Origin of the sequence: Mesorhizobium sp. M1E.F.Ca.ET.045.02.1.1 (assembly GCF_003952485.1) — a bacterium.
In the GTDB taxonomy this organism is placed as follows: Bacteria; Pseudomonadota; Alphaproteobacteria; order Rhizobiales; family Rhizobiaceae; genus Mesorhizobium.
On record NZ_CP034447.1, the window covers coordinates 1,327,452 to 1,349,841 of the forward strand.

The following is a 22,390-nucleotide window of genomic DNA, read 5'->3' on the forward strand; positions in this document are numbered from 1 at the left end:
TCAAGCAGCGCGCGCCCCGGCAGCGTCGGCATGGTGACGATAGATCTCAACCATGCCGGGCAGGCTGTCGCTGACCACCGGCTTACCGTCGAGGCACACCCAGCAATGCGCCGACAGGCGCGGCGCATGCATCGATTTCGAATCGACGCCGAAGCGCAGCTCAGGATCGAAACCGGCCATGCGCAGGAAGCGGAAACCGAGCAACCCTTCCCGCAGGCACCTGCGGTCGCGCATCAGCCAGGGGTGCCTGACCGTGCGATTGACGCGGGTGACGATGTAGGCCGAAGGCAAGCCCCGGTAGGGCGCGGGCGCGTCGAGCGGCGCCCATTTCAGCACGCTCTCGAAGTCGCGCTGGCCAATCAGCACCGGCATCAGCCGGGCGCTGAGCCACAAATGGGTGCGGAACAGCGCGCGCAGGAACGGTCCGTCGGCCATCACGCGCCCGGGTCGGCGAGGATGCCTTCCGCCACCAGTTCGGCGGCGAGCGCCGCCATGTCCTCGTCGAGCGTCGCCTTGTCGATCTCGAATTCGTCCGACAAGAGGTCGACGATCTGATCGAGGTTGCGGGCGCCGTCGACCTTGTCGAGGAAGGCCTCGGTCGTGCCGTTGCAGGTGTAGAGCTGGCCGCTGCGCGCCAGAAGCACGACGGCGCCGTCGCCGACATGCTGCACGGAGGCGTCCTCCGCCATCCGCAGAACTGTTTCAGAGGCGATTTCAATCATGCGCCCGCTCCCTTTTGCCCCGAGAGCAATTAGCGCGGCACCGTGGCGCTGTCCATTGCCTGATGTCAGGCCCGGTGTTGCCTTCTTGCCCCAAGGTAAGCTAGAAACCGCCCGGGGTTTTCGGGGAGTGAACAGTATGCGTTACAATTGGGATCGGGCTCCGACGGCTTTCGAGCGCCATCGGAAAGCGTTGGCGGCCGCTATTTTGATCGCCGGCGGCGTGGGGCTGATGCTCGCGACACTGCCGCTGTAAGCCGACTTCAAGTCGGGACGCCGGAACGGCGCTCAACCGGAAGCGCCGTCCGCAGAAATTTGCCGGCGACAATCGACGAAAATGCAAGAAGACATGGCCGGCAAAAGCCGATTAGGCTATTGCCAGACGACGCAATGTTTCCTGGGGAGGAAAAGTCGATGGCCTCACGCTACCACGAAGTCTATGCGGGCTGGAAACGCGACCCCGTAGGGTTCTGGGCCGAGGCGGCCAAGGCGATCGACTGGTATTCACCGGCCGAAAACGTCTTCGATCCCGCATCAGGCGTCTATGGCCGCTGGTTCGTCGGCGCCACCTGCAACACCTGCTTCAACGCCATCGACCGCCACGTGGCGGGCGGGCGCGCCGACCAGTTGGCGCTGATCCATGACAGCCCGATCACCGGCACGGTGCGGAAATTCACCTATGCCGAATTGAAGCGCGAAGTGGTTGCGCTGGCCTCCGTGCTCAAGAACCGCGGCGTCGGCAAAGGCGACCGCGTCATCATCTACATGCCGATGGTGGCGGAGGCCGCCTTCGCCATGCTCGCCTGTTCCCGCATCGGCGCCGTGCATTCGGTGGTCTTCGGCGGCTTCGCCTCACACGAGCTCGCCACCCGCATCGACGACGCCAAGCCGAAGCTGATCATCTCGGCATCCTGCGGCCTAGAGCCTGGACGCGTGGTCGCCTACAAGCCCCTGCTCGACAAGGCGATCGAGATGTCTAAGCACAAGCCCGACGCCTGCCTGATCCTGCAGCGCGAGCAGTTGCGCTGCGAGATGAAGGACAATTACGACATCGACTATGCCGATGCGGTCGCCCGCGAGCGCGCGGCCGGCGCCAATGTCGACTGCGTGCCGGTTTTAGCCACCGACCCGCTCTACATCATCTACACCTCCGGCACGACCGGACAGCCGAAGGGCATCGTGCGCGACAATGGCGGCCACATGGTCGCGCTGAAATGGACGATGGACGCCGAGTTCGGCGTCAAGCCCGGCGAAGTGTTCTGGGCCGCTTCCGACGTCGGCTGGGTGGTCGGCCATTCCTACATCGTCTACGGACCGCTGCTGCATGGCTGCACCAGCGTGCTGTTCGAAGGCAAGCCGATCGGCACGCCGGACGCCGGCACCTACTGGCGGGTGATCTCGGAGCATGGCGTGGTGGCGCTGTTCACGGCGCCGACAGCTTTTCGCGCCATCAAGGGACAGGATCCCAGGGGCGAGTTCGTGTCGAAATACGACCTGTCGAAATTCCGCACCCTGTTCCTCGCCGGCGAACGCGCCGATCCGGAAACCATCAAATGGGCGGAGCAGAAGCTCGACCGTCCGGTCGTCGACCATTGGTGGCAGACCGAGACCGGCTCGCCGATGACGATCAACCCGGCCGGGCTCGGGCTTCTGCCGGTGAAGTACGGCTCGCCCGGCGTGCCGATGCCCGGCTACGACGTCCGCATCCTCGACGACGCCGGCCATGAGGTGGCGCGCGGCACGCTCGGCAACGTCGTGGTCAAGCTGCCGCTGCCGGCAGGCTGCCTGCCGACGCTCTGGAATGCCGACGCCCGCTTCCGTCAGGCCTATCTCGAGGAGTTCCCCGGTTTCTACAAGACTGCCGACGCCGGCATGGTGGACGAAGACGGTTATCTCTATGTCATGGCCCGCACCGACGACATCATCAACGTCGCCGGCCACCGGCTTTCGACCGGCGCGATGGAGGAGGTGCTGGCCGCGCATCCGGATGTCGCAGAATGCGCCGTCATCGGCATCGCCGATGCGATGAAAGGTCAGGTGCCGCTCGGCTTCGTCGTGCTCAATGCCGGGGTGTCGCGCGACACCGGCGCCATCGAAAGCGAGGTGGTAGGCCTGGTGCGTGACCGGATCGGTCCGGTCGCCGCCTTGAAGACCGTCGTGACGATCAAACGGCTGCCGAAGACGCGCTCCGGCAAGATCTTGCGCGGCACGATGCAGAAGATCGCCGACAAGGAGGAATGGGCCATGCCGGCGACCATCGACGATCCTGCAATCCTCGATGAGATCACGGCGGCGCTCAACGGACGCGGCATCGGGATCTAGAGCAATTCCAGGAAAAGTGTGAAACGGTTGGGCTCGGCGACTTCGCCGTAGCCTTCCGTCCGGAATTGCGTCAAAACAAAGAGGTTGAGCGGTTTGCCGTTTCGGCGAAACGGTGAACCGATCCAGGCCGGTTCGCCGGCGCCCGCGAGCAGCGCTGTCACGAATTCGTCCCGCAGCGCAATCGCCTGTTGTGCAATGCAGCAACAGCCCCTAAAGTTCGTCTGGGGGGCCATTCCGAAGGCACGGCATGGCTCAGCACAAGACAACATTCGGCGGCGTCGACATATTGCGTTTCCTGGCCGCCGTCATGGTGATGTTCTATCACTATGGCTTCTGGGTATGGGCGTTTCCGGGCGGTGTCTCGGCACGCGCCACCGGCGGCATCCCGGCCCACCCCGAGATGGCCTTCGTCGGCTCCGGCTGGGTCGGCGTGCAGGTGTTCTTCGTCATCAGCGGCTTCGTCATCGCCTTCAGCGCGGAGAATTCGACGCCACTCAAGTTCTTCGAGGCACGCGTCAGGCGGCTGGCGCCGGCGGTCTGGGTCTGCGCGCCGATCTCGACCGCGGTGCTGCTCATGGTCGGCCTTTCCTGGCCGACGGACGCGGTGGTGCGGCTTGCCCGCACCGCCCTGTTCGTGCCCTTCGAGCCATGGGTGGACAGCGTCTACTGGACGCTCGGCATCGAGATCGCCTTCTATGCCATCGTCTGGATCCTGCTGCGGCTCGGCCGCTTCGACCTGATGGAAGCGGCCGCCATCATCATCGGGCTGGCCAGCACGCTGTTCTGGTGCCTCTATTTCGCCTTCGGCTGGACCGATCTCGCGGAGACGCGCTGGCTGCAGCTTACCCTGGTGCACCACGGCGCTTTCTTCGCCGTCGGCGTGCTGCTCTGGCTGATGCGCTTCAAGGCGGTGACCGCCCCGCGCCTCGGCTTCACTGCCCTGTTCCTCGTCGGTGGCGTGCTGCAGATCGTCAGCTCCGTCGACGTGCACAGCGTCAAGGTGGAAGCCGCGATGCCTTACGCGCCGCCGATCATCGTTTTCCTCGCGGCGATTGCGCTGATGGCATGGTCGCTCAGGCTCGATCTTTCCTGGCGCGGCTGGCGCCGGATCGGGCTGATGACCTATCCACTTTACCTCCTCCACGATGTGGTCGGCGCGGCGATGCTCGGCGCCCTGATCCGGGCAGGCGTGCCCTACCTCGTCTCGATCCCGGTCGTCGGAGCAGTCATGATCGCCGCAAGCTGGCTGGTGGCGGCCGAGGCCGAGCCCCGCGTCCGGCTTCTGCTCGACCACACGCTTTTCCGCTACCGGCTCAGGGCCGCCTGAGACAAAACATCGCCAGCTCCCGCAGCGGCGGTGCGTTGCCGTCGGTGTGGAATTGTTTGCATTCGGCGTGATATCGAGGCGCATTCCAGTGCGAGTACCCGAGCCTCAACCCGTGAGCCTGTTCCAGCGATCGAGACGACCCCGACCCTTGCCGCGCGAACGGCTGGTGATGGATATGCGGGATACCGTCGTCTACGCGATTGGCGATGTGCATGGCTGCCACGACGAGCTGCGCGCGCTGGAGCAGAAGATCCAGCTCGACGCGCAGCAGTTCCGCGGCCGCAAGATCATCATCATGCTCGGCGACTATGTCGACCGCGGGCCGCAGTCGCGCCGCGTGATCGAACATCTCATGGCGCCGCCGCCGAAAGGCTTCCTGCGCGTCTCACTGGCCGGGAACCACGAGGTGGCGATGCTCGCCTATCTCGACGGCTATCTGTCGCGGGAGCCGTGGCTCCGCGTCGGCGGACGGGAGACGCTGTTCTCCTACGGCGTCGACCCGGAGCGGCTGGCAGCCCTCTACGGTTCAAGCGATGAGGTGGACGCCCGCATCCGATCGGCCATTCCGGCCGCCCACGTCGCTTTCATGCGCACGCTGCCGGTGATGATCTGTTCGGACAACTTCGTCTTCGTCCATGCCGGTATCCGGCCCGGCATCGCGCTCGAAGCGCAGGACGAGGCCGACCTGCTCAATATCCGCGAGGAGTTCTTCCGCGCCGTGCATCGCCTCGACCGGTGGGTGGTGCATGGACATACCATCGTGGACGTTCCGAAACTCGACGGCCGCCGGCTCGACATCGACACCGGCGCCTTCCAGACCGGACGGCTCACGGCGGTCAGGATCGTCGGCAAATATGGCCGGATGCTGTCGAGCAAGGACTGAGGGAGAGTCCCTTAGAGTAGTTCGGACCGATCCGAGTATTCACTCCGGAAGACGAAACGCTCGGCAACGCCGTCATGGCGCAAGCACAGTTTCACCGCTCTCAGGTCGGCGCAAGCTCGGCATCTGGAGCGGCGCCAAAGGACAGCAAGTCGCCCTGCCATTTGCTGCGCTTGAGGAACTGTTCCCAAGTCACGGCATCCGGATCGATTTTCCGACTCCAGGTCAGATCGCGCTCAGGGGCGTAGTAGCCATATTCGACGGCGTATTCGACCATACCCACCAACTCGCGTACGAGATGCTCATTGTCGGCGAAACCCGGAAAATGGCGTAACAGGTCTTCACGCGAATAGGCAGACGCATAATGCGCGCGCTTTCCGGCGACCCGCACAAACGTGTCCACCATTTGTTGCGCCGAGATAAACTCGCCGATCACAGGCAGAACCTCGCCAGCGTATCGCGCCGGGTGGTCGAAGATCTCGCGCACCGGCGGGCCGGCCGCGGTCAGCGGATCACAGAACGGCATGGGGATATCCGGCGGCAAGTATATGGCAAACGTTATGCCGTCCTCCCCGCCCCGCGGCACGTAGTATTCCAGGAAGTTTGTGTAGTAAAACGCCAGATAGACAAACGAACTACGGACGGGCAAGCCGCGAATATAGTCCTCTACCCTTGCCTTGTCCGTGAAATGCGGCGCCCACTTGGTGCCGCTGGTGATGGCTTCGACATTTTCGAGTCCGCTGAACACCACGTGCTCAACGCCAGCGGCCACTGCCGCATCGGCCAACTCCTTGCCCAGGCTAAGTTCGGGTTCCGCCGGCGGCACCTTGACGATGGGCGGTGTCATCAAGAACGCCCCAGCCGAGCCTTTCATTGCTTCGGTCAGATCAGCCTGCCTGCCGAGCTCAAGAGGCGCCACCACGACTTCGGCACCCTTCTTCGCCAGGGCCTGCGCAGGTTGGCTGTCGAGGCGCCGCGTCAGGGCGCGTACCCGGTAGCGCCCACCGTCGAGCAAGGAATTGGCGACGCTACGGCCTTGCTTGCTCGAGGCACCAACAACGGTAATCAGAGGTTTTGTATCGGCTTGGCTCATGCTGGTTATCCTGGTTGTGGGCGGAACCGCTTCCGCCCGCGATCGACCTCCACCACGGCCTCAGGCGCGCCGCGTGTCGGCCTTGACCACGGAGTCTCGGCCGGCGCGAGCTATATTGGAAATTATAAAAATGTTCGGCTACTATCCGTCCTGTGAATACCAAGCGCCTGGACCTCAATCTGTTGGTTACCCTGGAGACGCTGCTGGTCGAGCGGAACGTCACGAAGGCGGCTGCCCGACTGCACCTGAGCCAACCCGCGGTAAGCGCCCAGCTGAACCGTCTCAGGCGCGAGTTCGATGACCCGCTGCTAATTCCTGCCCAGCGAGGTATGACGCCGACGGTCAAAGCAATGGAGTTGCTCGATCCGTTGCGCCAAGCCCTTGATCAAGTTCGCGCCACGGTCGCTTCGCATAGGAACTTCGATCCGGCGAAGGCCAACCTGACCTTCGCAATCGCTTGCACGGACTATCTACAAGCGGCCGTGGTCAAGCCGCTCGTTGTGGAACTCAGGACGCGAGCGCCCGGTGTTCGCGTCGCGATCCGCAATCTGGACGTGGCGCAGTTGGAAGCGCAGATGGCGCGCGGCGACGTGGATTTGGCGCTCATGACGCCGCAGGCGGCCTCGCCAAGTCTTCGCACTCGCCATCTGTTCGATGAGCGCTATGTGCTCATCGGCCGCCGGAAGCATCCATGGCTGCGGGACGGAATCACGGTCGCTGAATTTGCTGAGCTAGAGCAAGTGATCGTATCTTTGGACGGAGGCAGCTTCGTGACGCCGTTGGACAGCGCTTTGGCTGCTCTCGGACACAAGCGCAACGTGGTGCTCTCTGCGGCTTCGTTCCTGTTTGTCCCCGAGATCGTGTCTCACTCGGACTTCGTGGCGCTGGTCCCGGAACGGCTGGTCCGCAACTCGGCGGACCAGCTTGAAGTGATGGACTGTCCACTCCCCGTTGAAGGCTTTGCTGTGGGAATGGTTTGGCATGAGCGCAATCACGGACACAGCGGCCAACGCTGGATCCGTGAAGCTGTTGTCTCACTTGTCGCGCGTCAATCCTCGCCCCAGGCGCGCGATAGTCACGACTAGGCGGCCTGCTTGGCGCGCGCGTCCGACTTCTCCAGGTAATAACTCGAATAGCGGTCGAAGAACCTTTCAGAGCCGCCGAGCGAGCCGTATTTCGCCAGCTTCTTCAGCTCGACCTTGTTGAGCACCGCGCCGACGATCTTGTCGGCGATATAGGGCTCCTGCTCCAGCATCGAGCGCACCATGGCGCGTGGCGTGCGGCCCCATTCGGTGACGAGCACGAAACCGTCGACCAGCGGCGCGAAGGCCTTGGCGTCGACCACGGGCCCGAGCGGCGGCAGGTCGACGATGACGTATTCGAAGGTCTCCCTGGCGTTCTCGATGAAGCGGCGCATGCCGGCCGAGCCCAGAAGCTCGCTGGTGTGCGAAAACTGGCCGCGCAGCACGGCGGGGATGATCGCCAGCTTGGTCTGGCGGTCGACCTTGCCGACCGACTGCCAGGTCTGCCCGTTGACCACCGCCTCCATCAGCCCGTGCTCGGCTTCCATGCCAAGGCTGCGGCTGAGGCCGGGATTGCGCAGGTCTCCATCGATCAGCAATGTCCTGGCGCCGTTGGCGGCGAGCAGTCCGGCAAGGTTTGCCGCAACCGTCGACTTGCCTTCGCCGGGCAGGACCGAGACAACGCCGATCACGCGGCTGCCCTTGTCTTCCATCACCACATCGAAGGCGATCTTGGCGTTGCGAAGCGTCTCGGCAAACATCGAGGCCGGCGCATCGAGACTCACCCGCATGCGCGCCCGTTTCTCGGCGGCGGACAGGCTGGTGACCTTGCCGTCGGTGGGCAGGTCGTCCGGTTTCGACTCCTTGGCCTTGCCGCCGCCGATCGTCGGCAGGTAGCCGAGGAACTTCAGGCCGACGCGGTCGCGAATGTCCTCGCCGGTGCGGAAGAAGCGCTCGTTGAATTCATTGAGGCCGCCGAAGCCGGCGCCGAGCATGAGGCCAAGCACCAATGACAGCGCCAGCACCCTGATGGTGCGCGGGCTCGACGCGGCAAGCGGCATGTTCGCGTCCGAGATGATGCGCACCTTGCCGACCGGGAAGGACTGCTGCTGCGAGGCTTCCTGATAACGGCCGAGGAAGGTCTGGTAGAGCGTGGAGAGCGCCTGCGCCTGCTGGTCGAGCTCCCTCAGCCTCACCTGCGATTCGTTGTCGGCCGAGCTCTGGCCGGCAGCGGTCGTGATCTTTTGCCTGAGCTCGGCCTCGCGCGCCTGCGCCACCTGAAAGTCGTTGCGATAGCTTTCGGTGATCTGCTTCAACTGCCCGAAGATCTGCGCCGACACATCGGCCTTTTCCTTGGTGAGCGCCACCGCCTGGGGGTGGTCCTTGCCGAAATTCGCCTCGACATCCTGCAGCCGCTTGGAGACGGCGAGATAACGGGTCTTGAGTCCGATGATGACCGAGCTGCTCGGCTGATCGGATGCGATCGCCGAATCGTTGAAGGCATTCTCGGAGCCGCTGTCGACGATCGCCTTGTACTGCTGGTAGCGGGCGCTGGCGCGCGCGGTATCGGCCTGCGCGATGATGAGCTGGGCGTTGAGATCGGAAAGCTGCTTGCCGCTGATCAACTGGCCGTCGCTGTTTGCGGACAGACCGTGCTCGGCCCTGAATCTCTCGACCTCCATGGCGGCCTGCTGCGAGCTTTGACGAAGCTCGGTCAGCCTGCCCTGCAGCCAGACAGCCGCGCGCTCGGTGGCGTCGAAGCTGGCATTGAGCTGATCGGCGAGATAGGCCTCGGCATAGGCCTTGGTGATGGCCGTCGCGAGGGCCGGATCCGTCGACTGATAGCCCAAGGTGATGACGTTGCTGCGGCCGACGCGATCCGCCATCAAGTCGGTCTGCAGCTTGAGAACCGCATAGTCGTGACGGGCGGCGGTAATCATCGCCTGGCGCGTCGCGGCGTCGACATTCTGGATCCCGGGGATGTCATCCGTGCTCGAGCCGCCGCGAAAATAGGAAACCACGCCGCGCAGGAAACCGATGCCCTTGGCAAGGGCCGATTGCGGCGGATACATGAACTCGTCGTTCTGGTCGAGCTTCAGCTTGTCGACGACCACCGACGCCAGCCGCGCCGAGTTGAGAATTTCTATCTGGCTGAGGATGGTCGCGTCCGTCTGCTGCGTGGCGTTGGCCGCCGAAATGTCGTCCACGACCTTGTTCAGGCCCTCGTCGATCAGCACGCTCGAGACGGACGTGAATTGCTTGGGCGTGGTCTGCAGGTAGATGACGCCCAGGAACAGGCCGATGATGGCGCAGACCGCCACCACCTTGGCCTGCCGGGCCGCCATGCCAAGCAGACGCTCGACGTCGATGAAGTCTTCACCCTTTTCCGCTTCGGCGTTGGGCAATGGCATCCTCTTGTCGAGAGGAAAGTTGGCATAATTCATCTTCGGTCCAATTCCAGGTTGCAGGCGCTACCGGCCTTCGAAGAGTGGCGTCGTTACCAGAAAAGACCACGCAACATTCGTGCCACGGGGCGCCTGGCCAAGAAGGCCAAGCGCTTGCGGCGATGTCGCGCCATCGCGATTTCGCATATGCACCCAAAATTTGGGCATTATGCGGCTACTTCCCGGCGCTCGTGCGACCGGACGAATTGCTGCAGCATTTCGAAGACTGGTCCTTTCATGTCGTCGCGCGCCAGAGCAAAGGCGATGGTGGCCTCGATGAAGCCTTCCTTTGAGCCGCAGTCGAACATGCGGCCGTTGAAGGGCTGGGCGTAGAACGGCTGGCTCTCGGCCAGGCGAACCATGGCGTCGGTGAGCTGGATTTCGTTGCCGGCGCCGCGCTGCTGGGTGCCGAGCAGGGCGAATATCTCAGGCTGCAGGATGTAGCGGCCGTTGATGTAGAAGTTCGACGGCGCTTTGGCGGGGGCCGGCTTCTCGACCATGGCGGTCACTTCGAAGCCTGAGGCCACCTCGGCGCCGCGGCCGACGATGCCGTATTTGCCGGTTTCCGAAGGATCGCAACGCTCGACGGCGATGACGTTGCCGCCGGTCCGCTGATAGAGGTCGACGGTTTCGGCGAGGCAGCCCGGCGTCCCGAAGGACACCATGTCGGGGAGCAGCAGGGCGAAGGGCTCGTTGCCGATCACATCGCGCGCGCACCATACGGCATGGCCGAGGCCATGCGGCGACTGCTGGCGGATGAAGCTGGTGGCGCCGGCCACCGGAAGCAGGCTTTCCAGCGACTGGAGCTGCGCCTTCTTGCCGGTCTGCTCGAGCGTTCCGATCAGTTCAGGATGGAGGTCGAAATAATCCTCGATGACCGCCTTGTTGCGGCCGGTGACGAAGACGATGTGCTCGATGCCGGCCTCGAACGCCTCGTCCACGGCATATTGCACGACAGGCTTGTCGACGACGGGCAGCATTTCCTTCGGCATTGACTTGGTCGCCGGCAGGAACCGCGTTCCGAGCCCCGCCACCGGTATGACTGCCTTCCTGACTTTCTGCATCGCTTATTCCTTCTGAGGAGATCGATTTCAAACCTATCGCCGGCTATGAAAACTTATTCCATCCGCCCGCATGCTTACCTCCCCGTCCCCACGGCAAACTGTGCCGCAACCCTTCTCAGCCGAACCGCGATCGGCATCGACATATGCCTGACCGCGGCCGGATCGCTGAGCGCAGTGCGTATCGCCTTGAGCGGCGCACGCGCCTTGATGTGCTGGACCAATGACAGGAACGACGACGCCTTGCGCAGGCTGCGGCCGCGCCTTGCGAAGGCCATTCTTGCGCTGTCATCCATGAAGTGCGCCGCGGCGAAGGCGGCATCGGCTTCGGCCATCGCCTCGACATGATGCAGTTCGAGCACGCGTGAGATCGAGCCGGTGCGGATGTGGTAGACATAACCGGTGGTCGGCTCGACCACGCAGCGGCCGCCGCTGGCCAGGGCGCTCGCCAAAAGAATGTAGTCCTCGCCGATGCGCAGCTTCTCGTCGTAGCGAAGCTGGTTTTCGTCCAGGAAACGGCGCTGGAAGATCGGCTTCAGATAGCCGAGGTTGAAGCGCGACTCGAAGACCACGTTGCCGGCGATGTAGTCGGCAAGCGATATCTCGCGGAGCGCCTCGAGATAGGCGGTCGGGAACATGATGTCGTCGGGCGTGCCGTCCTCGCGCACGACCTGGACGTTGTCGACCGCGATCTCGGCTCCCGCCTTTTCCGCCCGCGCGATCATTGCCGCCAGCCTGCCGGGAAGGACGGCGTCGTCGGAATCGAGCACCGCCACCCAGCGGCCGATGGCCCGATCGAGCCCGGCATTCCTGGCGCCGCCAGGGCCCCGGTTGGCCGGCAGCGCGACAACCTTCACGACGTCTTCGGGATAGGCGCGCGCGACATCGAGCGTGCGGTCGCTCGAGCGGTCGTCGACGACGATGATCTCGACGGAGACATCGCGCTGCGCCATCGCGCCGGCGATCGCACGGTCCAGGGTCGCCTCGGCGTTGTAAGCGGCGATGACGAAGCTGACGTCAGGCTGCACGCTTGTCCCCTTCCTGCGGTGTGAGGCCGTATTGGCGGATTTCGCGAACGCCGACCAAACCGCTGACGACGCCGACATGCATAATGCCGCGCAGCACGCTGCGGTTCCGTCGCACAGGGCTCACCGCCGTCAACAGCGCCATGCCGAAGCAATAGGCCGCCTTGGTGGAAGCGAGGCCGACCTGACCGATGCGGCGCACGCCGCCGGCGTTGCGTCCGATGAGGTGGCCATGCGTCTGTCCGAAGCGGAAGCGGCGGCGGCGCAGCCAGTCGAAGGCCGCCCTGGAACGCGGCACCACCTCGTCGACAAAGGCCTTCGGGGCAAAGGCGATGCGCCCGCCAGCCTTGGCCATATGATCGAAGAACTCGGTGTCCTCGCCGCCGGTCTGGCCGCGCGCCAGGCTGAAGCGCCGACTGCGCAGGCTCTCCTCGGCCATGCTGAGCAGGACGTTGCAGGTGTAGCCGGTGCGGATCTCGCCGCGCACCCAGACGGGAAGTGTCGAATGGAAATCGCCCTTGCGCATCCAGTCCGGCGCATCCGGACGATAGCTTGCGCGAACCGGTCCGAGCACGGCCGTCGCGCCGGTCGCCTCCGCGGTTGCGACAAGTTCGACGAGCCAATCCGGCGAAGCCGTCTCGTCGTCGTCGATGAAGGCCACGAAGTCCGACACGCTGGCATCGAGGCAGGCGTTGCGGGCGATCGAGATGTTGCGCGCCGGCGCGTGGCGATAGCGGATCGGCAGCTTCAGCTCCTGCGCCAAGGCCTTCACCAGCGACTGCGCGCTCGGCTCATCGTCATTATCGGCAACGACGATGCCGATCTCGAAGCCGATCGGCTTCTCCAGCGCGGCAATGGAGCGCAGCGTGTCGGCAAGCTCCGGCCGGCGGAAGGTGCAGATGCAGATGTCGATGGAACGGCCGGCCATCATGCCACCTTCCGCTGCGATCGAGGCGTCAGGAGCTGCTGCCAAAAGCCCACGGACCAGCCGAAATGCATGACCATCGCCGAAACGCCGGCCAGCGCTATGCCCGGATTGCGCTGGCGGATGGCGGTGACCAGGCCGTAGCCGAGGCACACGGCCGCCCAAAGCAGGAAAGGCACGGCCGCCAGCCAGGAGACGAAGGAAAAGAGCGCCAGGAGGACGACGGGCGCGACCAGCAGCGGGATCATCTGCCGCACCTTCGGCACCATGCGGTGCTTCAACACGTTCTTGGCGCGGCCGCGGCCATAGCCCAGGTACTGGAAATAGAGGCTCTTCAACGTGGAACGCGGATAATAGACCATGTGGGTGCTGCCGCTCATCCAGATGCGGTAGCCGGCCTGGCGCAGCCGATAGTCGAGCTCGGCGTCCTCGTTGTGACTGAAGCTCTCGTCATAGCCGCCGACCGCCCTGAAGGCGGCGATGCGTATGAGCGCGTGGTGACCGTGGTCGACCCACTCGCCGGCCGACATGTGGCGATGCTTCGAGCCGCCAGTGCCGAGCTTGGAATTCTGCGCCGCGGCCGCAGCCTTCTGCATCGCGCCGGTGCCGCTGGTCAGCATCGAGACGACGACCGAATCTGCGCCGGTGGCAAGCGCTTCCTCGATCAGCCTGTCGCAATAATCGACGGGATAGCCGCCATGCGCGTCGATGCGGATGAGATAGTCGGCAGTGTCGCCGAACGTCGCCACCGCCAGGTTGATGGCGGCACTCTGGATCCGCTTCGGATTGGCGAGCAGAACGACCCGAGGGTCCTCGGCGGCGACCTTTTCGACAATGCCTTGCGTGCCGTCGGTGCTGCCGCCGTCGGCGACGACAATGCGCGCGCCCAGCCTTGCGGCAGCCGGCCGCAAGTGCCCGAGCAGCGCACCGATATGGGCGGCCTCGTTGAGGCACGGAACGACGATCAGGCTCGATGCCGTGGTCTGCGTCATCGGCGTTTGTCCATTCTCGGCCATCCTATGCCAGCGCCTCGGCCGCGAAGGTTCCGTCGATGGCGGCCAGGCCGCGCAGCTTGTCGACAAAGGCCAGGCAATCGCTGCGGTCGTAGCTCCAGGTCCTCGGATTGCGGGTCATCACCTGCGACTTCAGCTTGCCGTAACGCTCCTGGCTCATCCGGCCGAGCGCGGTCTCGAGTCCCTCGGGCGTGGCTTCCGACAAAAGCACGCCGATGTCCTGCTGCTTGAGGAAGCGGCCTGTTTCGGTGCTCGCCATCGAAATCGGCACGGCGCCGAAGCGGCAGCCTTCGTAAAGGCGGTTGGGAAGCAGCCATTCGGAATTCTGGCCTTGCTCGAAGAAATCGATCGCCCACGAGAAATGCGCCTCCCGGTAGATCGCCGCCATGTCCTCCGGATTGCGGTAGGGACCTCGAAAGGAAAGCCAAGGCTCGGCTTCGACGAAGGCATGAAAATCCGGGAATTCGGACAGCGCCGGACGGCCCCTGAGCACCACCTCGAAGCGTCCGTTTTGCCGGCGGGTGAATTCGGCCAGCAGCTCCAGCGAGCGCCGGCATCTGAGCGCGCCGAACCAGCCGATGCGCCAGGGCGGCGCCATCGGGGGGTCGCTCTCAGGCAGATTGTCCGCCGGCACCGGCATGGTGTCGAAATACTTGTTCTCGATCAGCTCGACCGGTGCGGCGATTTGCCCGAATGGTTTGAAATAGTTGGCGATGAAGGCGGGAGAACTGGTCACCAGCAGCTTCACGTCGCGGGCGAGATGGCGTTCGACTCCACGCAGCGTCTTGCCGATCAGGTCGTTGCGCAACACCAGCCGATGGATGTCCAGGCATTCGTAGACGATCGGCACGCCGGCGCCGAAGGCCTGGTTCGCGCGGCGGGCAAGCGCCAGCATTTCGAGGTTGCGCGCGATGATCAGATCGGGTCGCGCCACGGCGCTGAGCTTGGCGCCGATCGTTACAGCGGCCCTGGCCACCGCGCCGATGCGCTGCGCGAATCGGCCATCGCGCGTCGGACCGAGGTCGACCGGCTCGATGCCTTCGATCTCGGCGATCGGACTGTTGGTGCGACGGAAGCCCGCCAGGGTAATCCCGGCGCCGCCTGCCCTGAGCATTTTGACCCTTCGGCGCACGGCCGGATCGGATACGTCATGCACAAGGTACAAGACATGCAGCATGAAACTCGACCGCTGTTGGGCCCGCCACCCACGGGAAAGGTAGTACAGCTTTTGCTGCATCGCAACATTTTTGGTGCGGCGTTGGTAAACAGCGCACATTTTTTGTTGCACTGCAAAAACGTCTTGCGGTAGTTTGTACCCGGCGGCGGGCGCCGGTCACGACGATGTCGGACCGGAGCAGAATCAGGAATCCTGAATTTGGAAACCAGTGCATTCGATCCGCCCGAGGGCTCACTGCGCAGATCGGTCGGACGCGGCGCCGTCGTTACCGCGATGGCGCAGGGCGTGCGGGTCGCCACCCAGATCGTCTCCGTCATCGTGCTGTCGCGGTTGTTGTCGCCGCAGGATTTCGGCGTGGTGGCGATGTGCGCGCCGGTGCTCGCCTTCATCGCGCTGTTCCAGGATTTCGGCCTGACCCAGGCGACGATCCAGAAAACCGGCATCCGGCACGAGGAGGTCAACTACCTCTTCTGGATCAACACGGCAGTGAGCGCGGTGCTGGCCTGCGTGCTGGCCGGGGCGGCCCCCTTGGTTGCCGCCTTCTACGGCGAGCCGCGCGTTACGGGGCTGGTCGCCGCGTTCGGTCTGCAGATCATGGCCTACGGCCTTGGCGCCCAGCATCTGGCGCTGATGACGCGGCGCATGGAGTTCACCAGGCTTGCCATCATCGATGTCGCCAGCGCCGTTTCCGGACTTGTCGTTTCGATCGCCTGGACCTTCATCGACCGCTCCTACTGGGCGCTTTTCGCCGGCACGCTGACCGGCGCCGTGCTGCCGACGATCTGCTATTGGGTGTCCTCGCGCTGGCGTCCCGGGCTGCCGCGCAAGGTCGAGGGCATCGGCCAGCTGATCCATTTCGGCGCCGGCATCACCGGCTTCAACTTCGCCAATTTCTTCGCCCGCAACCTCGACAACGTGCTCATCGGCAAATATTGGGGCGAGGCGCAGCTCGGCCTCTACGACCGCGCCTACAAGCTGCTGCTCTTCCCGCTCAGCCAGATCACCAATCCGCTGTCGAAGGTGATGGTTCCCGCGCTTTCGCGGCTGAAGGACGAGCCCGACCGCTACCGCAGCGCCTACCTGCGCGTCATGCCGCTGATCCTTCTGGTGGCGCTGCCAGGTGTGGCCTTCGCCACCGCCATGTCCGACACGCTCATTCCCTTCGTGCTCGGCCAGCAGTGGCGGGAGAGCGCCGATATCTTCCTGGCGCTGGGTTTCGCCGGCCTTTTGCAGCCGCTCAACAACCCGGCCGGCTGGCTGTTCGTCAGCCAGGGCCGTTCGGGCGATTTCATGCGCTGGGGCATCATCACCGCCGTGACCTCGGTGCTGGCCTTTGCCATCGGCCTGCCCTATGGCGCGCTCGGCGTCGCGGTCGTCTACGCGGTCAGCGAATATCTGCGGACGCCTTTCCTCTGGCTCTATGTCGGCAAGGCCGGACCGCTGCGCGCGAGCCATGTGCTCTACGCGGCGACCCCGTTCGTGCTCGGCGCGCATCTGGCGCTGGCGCTGGTCTGGCTCGCCAAGCCAATGCTGCCGGCGCAGCCCGTCATCGCCCTGGCAGGCGGCGCGGTGCTGTCCTATGTCGTCACCATCATCGTCGCGCTCGCCTTCGGCGCCGGCCGCGAGGCGCTTCGGGAGGCCTTGCGGCTGATCCCGGCGCGCGGGTTTTCCGCAGCACCCAGCGAAGCAAAATGAGCTTGCTCGGTGCAATGCAATTGCGTCCCGGCCGTGGCCGGACAACCGGCAAAAAGCCGCTGATTTGAGGGTAAGGCAACAGCATGAACTACCGATCGATTTCAGACATGAACGACGCGATCGTGCGGAACCTGCACCGGCTGCCGCGCGACATCGACCTGGTGGTCGGCGTGCCGAGAAGCGGCGTGCTCGCCGCAACGCTGGTCAGCCTGACGGCGAACATCCCGATGACCGATCTCGACAGCTTCCTCGCCGGCAGAATCTACACGTCGGGAATCACCAAGCGCCGCGCCGCGCTTGACCGGCAGCATTCCGAAATGCGCAAGATCCTGGTGATCGACGACAGCGTCAGCGGCGGCAACGCCATGCGCGATGCGCGCAACAAGATCGAAGCTGCCGGCATCAAGGGCGATTTCGTCTTCGCCGCCGTGTTCGGCCTCCTGTCGGAACACAAGGAAACCGACATCGTCTTCGAGGTCGTGCCGCATCCCAGGATGTTCCAGTGGAACTTCATGCACCACATCTTCCTCGAGCAATGCTGCGTCGACATCGACGGCGTGCTCTGCCTCGACCCGACCGAGGAAGAAAACGACGACGGCCCGGCCTACGAGAAATTCCTCGCCGAGGCGCGGCCGCTGCTCGGGCCGACCCGCAAGATCGGCTGGCTGGTGACGAGCCGGCTGGAAAAGTACCGCAAGCTGACCGAGGCGTGGCTCGCCAGTCACGAGATCAAATACGACCACCTCATCATGCTCGACCTGCCGAGCAAGGCCGAGCGACAGCGGCTCGGCGCGCATGGCAGCTTCAAAGCCGATTTCTACCGCAAGTCGGACGCCATCCTGTTCATCGAGAGCGAGCATGAGCAGGCGCTCAAGATCGCCAAGCTGTCGGGCAAGCCGGTGCTGTGCGTCGAGACCAATATTGTGAGCTTTCCCGATGCGCTGTCGCTGCCGGCGCTGCAGCAGGCGGCGCGCAACCTGCCGGCGCGGCTCAGGCAGGTCAATTCGCCCGACGGACGCAAGAAGGTCGCGAAAGCGGCAGTGCGGGCGCTATTGGGCTCGCGTGGCTATGAAATGCTGAAAAGCCGCGTCAAAAGGCCTGCGTAAGTAATAACTTACGCGATGCTCTACGCGGCTCGCCGGGAGCGCTGCTGCGCCGCCCTCTCGAGCAGGCCGAAGAAGGTGGCGAATTGGCGGTCGGGATCGAGTTCCGGGCGCTGCGAGAAGGCGAGCGCCGCCTCCGAGAGCCGCCCGTACTCCTGGCGATCGTTCCACAGCCGCCTGACCGCTCCGACCCAGTCCTCCAGCGGCGCGTCATAATCCAGCACCACGCCACCTGAGCCGATCGCCTCGGGCAGGCCGCCGCGCCGCGAACCGACAACCGGAATGCCGCTGCAATGGGCTTCAGACGCGACGCGGCCCCAGGCTTCTTCCCATTTGCTTGGCGCAAGCAGGATCTTCGTGCGGCCATAGATGGTTTTCATGTCGCTGGTGCGGTTTTCCAGCCTGATGTTGGAAAATGGCGCGATGGTCCGCTCGATCTGGGCCCGATGGTCGTCCTCGAGCTTCCAGCTCTCGACGAACAGGAACGGTATTTCCGGGCAAGCGGCGGCAACGCGCACAGCCAGGTCAAAGCCCTTTTCCTCATAGGGGTTGATGAAGGTGACGAACTCACCGGTCGTCGGCGTGCTGTAGGTGGCCGGATTGATGGTCGGCGGGATGACGGTGGACTCGATGCCGAACTCCCGGCTGTAGGTGCGGGCCGTGAATTCGGAATTGGCGATATAGCGCGCCGCATCGAGCTCGCGCAGGTCGCCGCCCAGTTCGTGGAATTCGACATTCCTCAGATAGACGACCAGCGGCACGCCCTCGGCCTGGAGCGCCTTGCCGAGCGGAACGGAGTTGTGGCATTGCACGACGGCGACGTCGGGCTGCATCTTCTTGACGGCGAAAGCGGCGGCCTCCCAGGGAAACCAGGCACGCACCACCGGATAGCCCGGAAAGCTGTCGATCACGGCGGGCTGGCCCAGCAGCTTCATCTTGGCGCGCGCCTTGTAGCCGAACAAGCCCTGGCCGAACAAAGCGGCGAGCACCGAAGCCTCATGGCCGTGCTCGATCAACTGCTCGACAAGGTGATGCGTGCTCGATTGGACACCGCCGCTGAACTGCGGCGTGTAGCCAGTACCGCCTGCGAAAAGAACTTTCATGGGCTCGGCTCCTTGTCACGTTTTTCTTGGCCAGTTGTTCCTGGCTTGCCGGCGAGCGTGCCCGCCGGACGGTTTCAGGCACTCTGCTCCTCGAGATTGGCGAACGGATTGGTGCATGGGTGCCAGCCGGTGAAGCGGATCGGATCACTGGGCGAGCCGCGCCAGGCATAGTCGGTCAGCATGTGGAACTCGGCGATGACCCAGCGCTCGAAATTCCCGACATCCTGCTGCTTCTGCCTGGGCAGGAATTCGCGCGCCTTGTCGAGCTTCACGGTCTCCAAAAGCGTCACCGCATCCGCCAGCTTGTCGCTCGGGAATACCCACGGACTGCGGTTGCGGAACTCGAGCACGAATTGCTGCAGATGCTCGATCCGCATATTGAGCGGACCGAAGTATTTTTCCAGCGTGACGCGGACCAGATCCTCATCCGAGAAGGACGATACGGCGGCAGCGGCGATGCCGGTCGAAGCAATGCCGCCGGCGACAACGGCCAGCGCGGTGCGTCGCGTGATCTTCATCGGTTCCTCCTTCATGCCAGCCGGCTCGCCGCCCGAAGCGAAAGGGCGGCGGCGGTCAGGCTCGGGTTGGCGCAGGAACAGCTCGGATAGGTGCTGGTGCCGACAACGACGAGGTTGCGGAGCCGGTGGTGGATCATGTCGCGGTCGACCACCGAGTCGGCCGGACCGGTGCCCATCCGCAAGGTGCCCTGCACATGCGATTCGGTTGGCCGGATCCCGCGATCGAAGATCTGCTCGACCGGCAGCGGCTTGAGCAGCGACGGCAGCCTCTCGAGCGCCTTGGCCATGCCTTTGGTTGCGTAGTCGGACGCGCCCTTGAAGCTGACGAAGGCGTTCTCGTTCTTGTCGAGGATCACCCGGTTTTCCGGGTCGAGCAGGTTTTCGGTGACGATGACCAGCGGCAGCACTTGCCTGAGCCGCCCCTTCTCGGCCCGCATGCCATGCTGCCAGCGGTTCTCGAAATAGACCAGCGCCGCCGCGTGCTCAGCGCGATGCGGGCCGTCATAGAGACCGAAATTCAGCCCGGTGGTGATGGTGCTGCCGTCGAAATTGTCGACGCCGTCGAGATAGACCTCGTAGTTCCAGCCATAGGATTCATGCAGGCCGAGTCCGACGAACTCGCCGCCGAGCCCGGAGCGCAGCATGATCGCCGGGCTCTGGATGGCATTGGCGCCGAGGACGACGAGGTCGCCGCTGACCGAATATTCCTTGCCGTTGCGCACGAAGCTGACCGATCGCACCGAACCGCCGGCATGGTCGAGCCGGCGCACTTCGGCGCCCAGGCACACCGACACGTCCGCGTGCTCGAAGACGTGCATCAGGCCATTATTGACGGTGAACTTGGCGTCGACCGGGCACAGCCAGCACCTGAGGTTGGCGCAGCAAGAGGTGCGCTGCGCCGTTGCCACTCGCGCACGGGCGGTCGGCATGACGAAATGCTGCTCCGGCTGCGCCGCCTTCATCATCCGATCAGGCGCCGACATGCGATGCGGCGGCTGCGGGAACGGCCGCGAGCGCGGCAGCATCCGGGCCATGTCGGGATCGCCGGAAATCGACATGACCTCCTCGGCATCACAATAGAACGGCTCGAGATCGTCATAGCTGATCGGCCAGTCGTTGCCGACGCCGTAGGTGCTCTTCAGCTTGAAGTCGTTGGGGTGGAAGCGCGGCGTCTGCGCGAACCAGCAGTTGGTGCCGCCGCCGAGGCCGATCGTATAGTTCCACGGCTTGTCGGCATTGTCGGTCTTGTAGGTGCTCTCGTCGTCTATGTCGGTGTTGGCGTTCTGGTTGAGCTGCCATTCATGCGTGTTGTGGCGGCCCCATTCCAGCACCAGGGCGCGGGCTTTGCGCCGCTTCAGGAACTCATGCAGGAAAAAGGCTGAACCGAAACCGGAACCGATGACGACGAGATCGAAATGCTCGTTGGCGATTTTTTCGGGCTGAACGTCCATCACCATCGGATCGAACCCTTTCCCGAAACGCGCGCGATCATTGTCGGCCCCCAAATCATTGTCGGGGCCCCATCATTGCCGGTCCCATTGTCGTTCGCCGGAACCGTCTGGCGGGAAGCTGGCCGCGGACATCGTCATGCCGCCATCCTGCCGATCGAGTGGTATTCGATGCCGTAGCGGGCAATGACCTTCGGGTCGTAGAGGTTGCGGCCGTCGAAGATGACCGGTGTCGTAAGCGCGTCCTTGAGCGCGTCGAAGGAAGGAGCCCTGAAGCTCTTCCATTCGGTGCAGATCAGCAGCGCGTCGGCGCCGCGCAGGGCCGCTTCCTTGGTGCCGCAGAGCAGAAGGTCCTCGCGCAGGCCGTAAATGGCCTGGCATTCCTGCATGGCCTCCGGATCATAGGCCTGCACCTTGGCGCCGGCCGCCCACAACGCCTCCATCAGCGTGCGCGACGGGGCCTCGCGCATGTCGTCGGTATTCGGCTTGAAGGCAAGTCCCCAGACGGCGAAGGTCTTGCCCTTGAGACTGCCCTGGAAGTAGCGGTCGACCTTGTCGAACAACACCGATTTCTGCGCGTTGTTGCGCTCCTCGACGGCGCGCAGCAGCTTGGCGTCGAACTTGACGCCCTCGGCGGTCTTGATCAGCGCGCGCACATCCTTGGGAAAGCAGGAGCCGCCATAGCCGAGGCCGGGATAGATGAAGTGGTAGCCGATGCGCGGATCGCTGCCGATGCCCTTGCGCACCTCCTCGATGTCGGCGCCCAACTGTTCGGCGAGATTGGCCATCTCGTTCATGAAGCTGATCTTGGTCGCCAGCATGCAGTTGGCCGCATATTTGGTGAATTCGGCGCTGCGCACGTCCATCACGATCATCTTCTCGTGGTTGCGGTTGAACGGCGCGTAGAGCTCGCGCATCATCGCCTCGGTGTCCTCGCTCGACGTGCCGACGATGATGCGGTCCGGCTTCATGCAGTCGGCCACCGCCGAGCCTTCCTTGAGGAATTCCGGATTCGAGGCGACGTCGAAGCTCAGATCCTCGCGGCCGCGCTTCTTCAGCGTCTCGGCGATCTTCGCCTTGATCTTCTCGCAGGTGCCGACCGGCACGGTCGATTTGCCGACGACGATCTTGGGTGCGTCCATCTCGCGGCCGATGGCCTCGGCGACGGCAAGCACGTATTTCAGGTCGGCCGAGCCGTCCTCGCCGGGCGGCGTGCCGACCGCGATCATCTGGATCTGGCCATGCTTGATGGCCGCGGTCGCATCGGTGGTGAAGCGGATGCGGCCGGCGGCGTGGTTCTCCTTGACGAGGGTTTCGAGCCCGGGTTCGAAAATCGGGATGAAGCCCTGGTTGAGCCGCTCCACCTTCGCCTCGTCGATGTCGACGCACACCACCTCATGCCCGACCTCGGCAAGCACCGCGGCCTGGACGAGACCGACATAGCCAATTCCAAACACCGTCAAATTCATTTGGTTCTATTCCTGTTTAAGGCCGGGCCGCAAAACGACCCGGCCA

The 22,390-nt window shown here is 64.2% G+C and carries 20 protein-coding genes; 6 read left to right on the plus strand and 14 right to left on the minus strand.

From position 1 onward, the window contains the following. Nucleotides 1-435 (minus strand): lasso peptide biosynthesis B2 protein, encoded by a 435-nt coding sequence (locus EJ070_RS06195; protein WP_126090540.1) that lies wholly within the window; start codon nt 433-435, stop codon nt 1-3. Further along, nucleotides 435-722 (minus strand): PqqD family protein, encoded by a 288-nt coding sequence (locus tag EJ070_RS06200; RefSeq protein ID WP_189350407.1) that lies wholly within the window; start codon nt 720-722, stop codon nt 435-437. The genes EJ070_RS06195 and EJ070_RS06200 overlap by 1 nt, the downstream gene beginning before the upstream one ends. 411 nt (nt 723-1,133) lie before the next feature. Here EJ070_RS06200 and EJ070_RS06205 point away from each other — a divergent pair, with 411 nt between their 5' ends. Further along, nucleotides 1,134-3,041: a propionyl-CoA synthetase gene (locus tag EJ070_RS06205; protein ID WP_126090541.1), complete on the plus strand. Its 1,908-nt coding sequence runs from the start codon at nt 1,134-1,136 to the stop codon at nt 3,039-3,041. On the opposite strand, the gene EJ070_RS36185 is transcribed toward EJ070_RS06205, so the two are convergent. Continuing rightward, complete coding sequence (locus tag EJ070_RS36185; RefSeq protein ID WP_189350409.1) at nt 3,038-3,202, minus strand: hypothetical protein; 165 nt, start codon at nt 3,200-3,202, stop codon at nt 3,038-3,040. The genes EJ070_RS06205 and EJ070_RS36185 overlap by 4 nt on opposite strands. A gap of 86 nt (nt 3,203-3,288) precedes the next feature. Between EJ070_RS36185 and EJ070_RS06210 the strand changes: the two genes are divergently transcribed. Together EJ070_RS06210 and EJ070_RS06215 are read left to right on the plus strand one after the other, a co-directional pair. Next, nucleotides 3,289-4,368: an acyltransferase gene (locus tag EJ070_RS06210; protein WP_126090542.1), complete on the plus strand. Its 1,080-nt coding sequence runs from the start codon at nt 3,289-3,291 to the stop codon at nt 4,366-4,368. Between the two features lie 175 nt (nt 4,369-4,543). Next, a complete protein-coding gene (locus tag EJ070_RS06215) occupies nt 4,544-5,251 on the plus strand; it encodes a metallophosphoesterase family protein (RefSeq protein WP_348627540.1) in 708 nt (235 codons plus the stop codon). A gap of 100 nt (nt 5,252-5,351) precedes the next feature. Here EJ070_RS06215 and EJ070_RS06220 read toward each other — a convergent pair whose 3' ends face one another. Next, nucleotides 5,352-6,341, minus strand: coding sequence for an NmrA/HSCARG family protein (locus EJ070_RS06220; protein WP_126090544.1), 990 nt, complete (start codon nt 6,339-6,341; stop codon nt 5,352-5,354). Between the two features lie 152 nt (nt 6,342-6,493). Here EJ070_RS06220 and EJ070_RS06225 point away from each other — a divergent pair, with 152 nt between their 5' ends. After that, nucleotides 6,494-7,426, plus strand: a complete 933-nt coding sequence (locus EJ070_RS06225; protein ID WP_126090545.1) for a LysR family transcriptional regulator — start codon at nt 6,494-6,496, stop codon at nt 7,424-7,426. Here EJ070_RS06225 and EJ070_RS06230 read toward each other — a convergent pair. The 6 genes from EJ070_RS06230 to EJ070_RS06255 all read right to left on the minus strand — a co-directional run bounded on the left by EJ070_RS06230 (nt 7,423) and on the right by EJ070_RS06255 (nt 15,008). Beyond that, nucleotides 7,423-9,807, minus strand: coding sequence for a polysaccharide biosynthesis tyrosine autokinase (locus EJ070_RS06230; protein WP_126090546.1), 2,385 nt, complete (start codon nt 9,805-9,807; stop codon nt 7,423-7,425). The genes EJ070_RS06225 and EJ070_RS06230 overlap by 4 nt on opposite strands. Before the next feature lie 167 nt (nt 9,808-9,974). Further along, nucleotides 9,975-10,871 (minus strand): UTP--glucose-1-phosphate uridylyltransferase GalU, encoded by an 897-nt coding sequence (galU, locus tag EJ070_RS06235; RefSeq protein WP_126090547.1) that lies wholly within the window; start codon nt 10,869-10,871, stop codon nt 9,975-9,977. A gap of 74 nt (nt 10,872-10,945) precedes the next feature. Beyond that, on the minus strand, nt 10,946-11,896 hold the full coding sequence (locus EJ070_RS06240; RefSeq protein WP_245464824.1) for a glycosyltransferase family 2 protein: 951 nt from the start codon (nt 11,894-11,896) through the stop codon (nt 10,946-10,948). Further along, nucleotides 11,886-12,824 carry a glycosyltransferase family 2 protein gene (locus tag EJ070_RS06245; RefSeq protein WP_126090549.1) on the minus strand — a complete coding sequence of 313 codons (939 nt, stop codon included), beginning with the start codon at nt 12,822-12,824 and terminating at the stop codon, nt 11,886-11,888. The genes EJ070_RS06240 and EJ070_RS06245 overlap by 11 nt, the downstream gene beginning before the upstream one ends. Further along, on the minus strand, nt 12,821-13,810 hold the full coding sequence (locus EJ070_RS06250) for a glycosyltransferase family 2 protein (RefSeq protein WP_126090550.1): 990 nt from the start codon (nt 13,808-13,810) through the stop codon (nt 12,821-12,823). The genes EJ070_RS06245 and EJ070_RS06250 overlap by 4 nt, the downstream gene beginning before the upstream one ends. 25 nt (nt 13,811-13,835) lie before the next feature. Beyond that, nucleotides 13,836-15,008, minus strand: a complete 1,173-nt coding sequence (locus EJ070_RS06255) for a glycosyl transferase family 1 (protein ID WP_126090551.1) — start codon at nt 15,006-15,008, stop codon at nt 13,836-13,838. Nucleotides 15,009-15,206: 198 nt separating this feature from the next. Here EJ070_RS06255 and EJ070_RS06260 point away from each other — a divergent pair, with 198 nt between their 5' ends. Next, nucleotides 15,207-16,703, plus strand: coding sequence for a lipopolysaccharide biosynthesis protein (locus EJ070_RS06260; protein WP_126090552.1), 1,497 nt, complete (start codon nt 15,207-15,209; stop codon nt 16,701-16,703). Between the two features lie 83 nt (nt 16,704-16,786). Further along, nucleotides 16,787-17,809 carry a phosphoribosyltransferase gene (locus EJ070_RS06265; protein WP_126090553.1) on the plus strand — a complete coding sequence of 341 codons (1,023 nt, stop codon included), beginning with the start codon at nt 16,787-16,789 and terminating at the stop codon, nt 17,807-17,809. Between the two features lie 20 nt (nt 17,810-17,829). On the opposite strand, the gene EJ070_RS06270 is transcribed toward EJ070_RS06265, so the two are convergent. The 4 genes from EJ070_RS06270 to EJ070_RS06285 form a co-directional block, all read right to left on the minus strand. After that, nucleotides 17,830-18,909: a glycosyltransferase gene (locus EJ070_RS06270; RefSeq protein ID WP_126090554.1), complete on the minus strand. Its 1,080-nt coding sequence runs from the start codon at nt 18,907-18,909 to the stop codon at nt 17,830-17,832. Between the two features lie 74 nt (nt 18,910-18,983). Next, the gene (locus tag EJ070_RS06275; RefSeq protein WP_126090555.1) at nt 18,984-19,427 is read right to left on the minus strand and encodes a hypothetical protein; all 444 of its coding nucleotides are present in this window, start codon (nt 19,425-19,427) and stop codon (nt 18,984-18,986) included. An 11-nt stretch (nt 19,428-19,438) separates the two neighbouring features. Further along, entirely contained in the window at nt 19,439-20,884 is a 1,446-nt protein-coding gene (locus EJ070_RS06280) for a GMC family oxidoreductase (protein WP_126090556.1), read from the minus strand. 128 nt (nt 20,885-21,012) lie between these two features. Further along, complete coding sequence (locus tag EJ070_RS06285; protein ID WP_126090557.1) at nt 21,013-22,344, minus strand: UDP-glucose/GDP-mannose dehydrogenase family protein; 1,332 nt, start codon at nt 22,342-22,344, stop codon at nt 21,013-21,015. Nucleotides 22,345-22,390 lie beyond the last annotated feature (46 nt).

Bases quoted from the DNA above. Each gene is read 5' to 3' on its own strand.
- EJ070_RS06210 (WP_126090542.1), top strand. From the start codon at position 3,289: ATGGCTCAGCACAAGACAACATTCGGCGGCGTCGACATATTGCGTTTC.
- EJ070_RS06285 (WP_126090557.1), bottom strand. From the start codon at position 22,344: ATGAATTTGACGGTGTTTGGAATTGGCTATGTCGGTCTCGTCCAGGCC.
- EJ070_RS06270 (WP_126090554.1), bottom strand. From the start codon at position 18,909: ATGAAAGTTCTTTTCGCAGGCGGTACTGGCTACACGCCGCAGTTCAGC.
- EJ070_RS06275 (WP_126090555.1), bottom strand. From the start codon at position 19,427: ATGAAGATCACGCGACGCACCGCGCTGGCCGTTGTCGCCGGCGGCATT.
- EJ070_RS06200 (WP_189350407.1), bottom strand. From the start codon at position 722: ATGATTGAAATCGCCTCTGAAACAGTTCTGCGGATGGCGGAGGACGCC.
- EJ070_RS06245 (WP_126090549.1), bottom strand. From the start codon at position 12,824: ATGATGGCCGGCCGTTCCATCGACATCTGCATCTGCACCTTCCGCCGG.
- EJ070_RS06195 (WP_126090540.1), bottom strand. From the start codon at position 435: ATGGCCGACGGACCGTTCCTGCGCGCGCTGTTCCGCACCCATTTGTGG.
- EJ070_RS06250 (WP_126090550.1), bottom strand. From the start codon at position 13,810: ATGACGCAGACCACGGCATCGAGCCTGATCGTCGTTCCGTGCCTCAAC.
- EJ070_RS06280 (WP_126090556.1), bottom strand. From the start codon at position 20,884: ATGGTGATGGACGTTCAGCCCGAAAAAATCGCCAACGAGCATTTCGAT.
- EJ070_RS06215 (WP_348627540.1), top strand. From the start codon at position 4,544: ATGCGGGATACCGTCGTCTACGCGATTGGCGATGTGCATGGCTGCCAC.
- EJ070_RS06265 (WP_126090553.1), top strand. From the start codon at position 16,787: ATGAACTACCGATCGATTTCAGACATGAACGACGCGATCGTGCGGAAC.
- EJ070_RS06255 (WP_126090551.1), bottom strand. From the start codon at position 15,008: ATGCTGCATGTCTTGTACCTTGTGCATGACGTATCCGATCCGGCCGTG.
- EJ070_RS06205 (WP_126090541.1), top strand. From the start codon at position 1,134: ATGGCCTCACGCTACCACGAAGTCTATGCGGGCTGGAAACGCGACCCC.
- galU (WP_126090547.1), bottom strand. From the start codon at position 10,871: ATGCAGAAAGTCAGGAAGGCAGTCATACCGGTGGCGGGGCTCGGAACG.
- EJ070_RS06220 (WP_126090544.1), bottom strand. From the start codon at position 6,341: ATGAGCCAAGCCGATACAAAACCTCTGATTACCGTTGTTGGTGCCTCG.
- EJ070_RS06230 (WP_126090546.1), bottom strand. From the start codon at position 9,807: ATGAATTATGCCAACTTTCCTCTCGACAAGAGGATGCCATTGCCCAAC.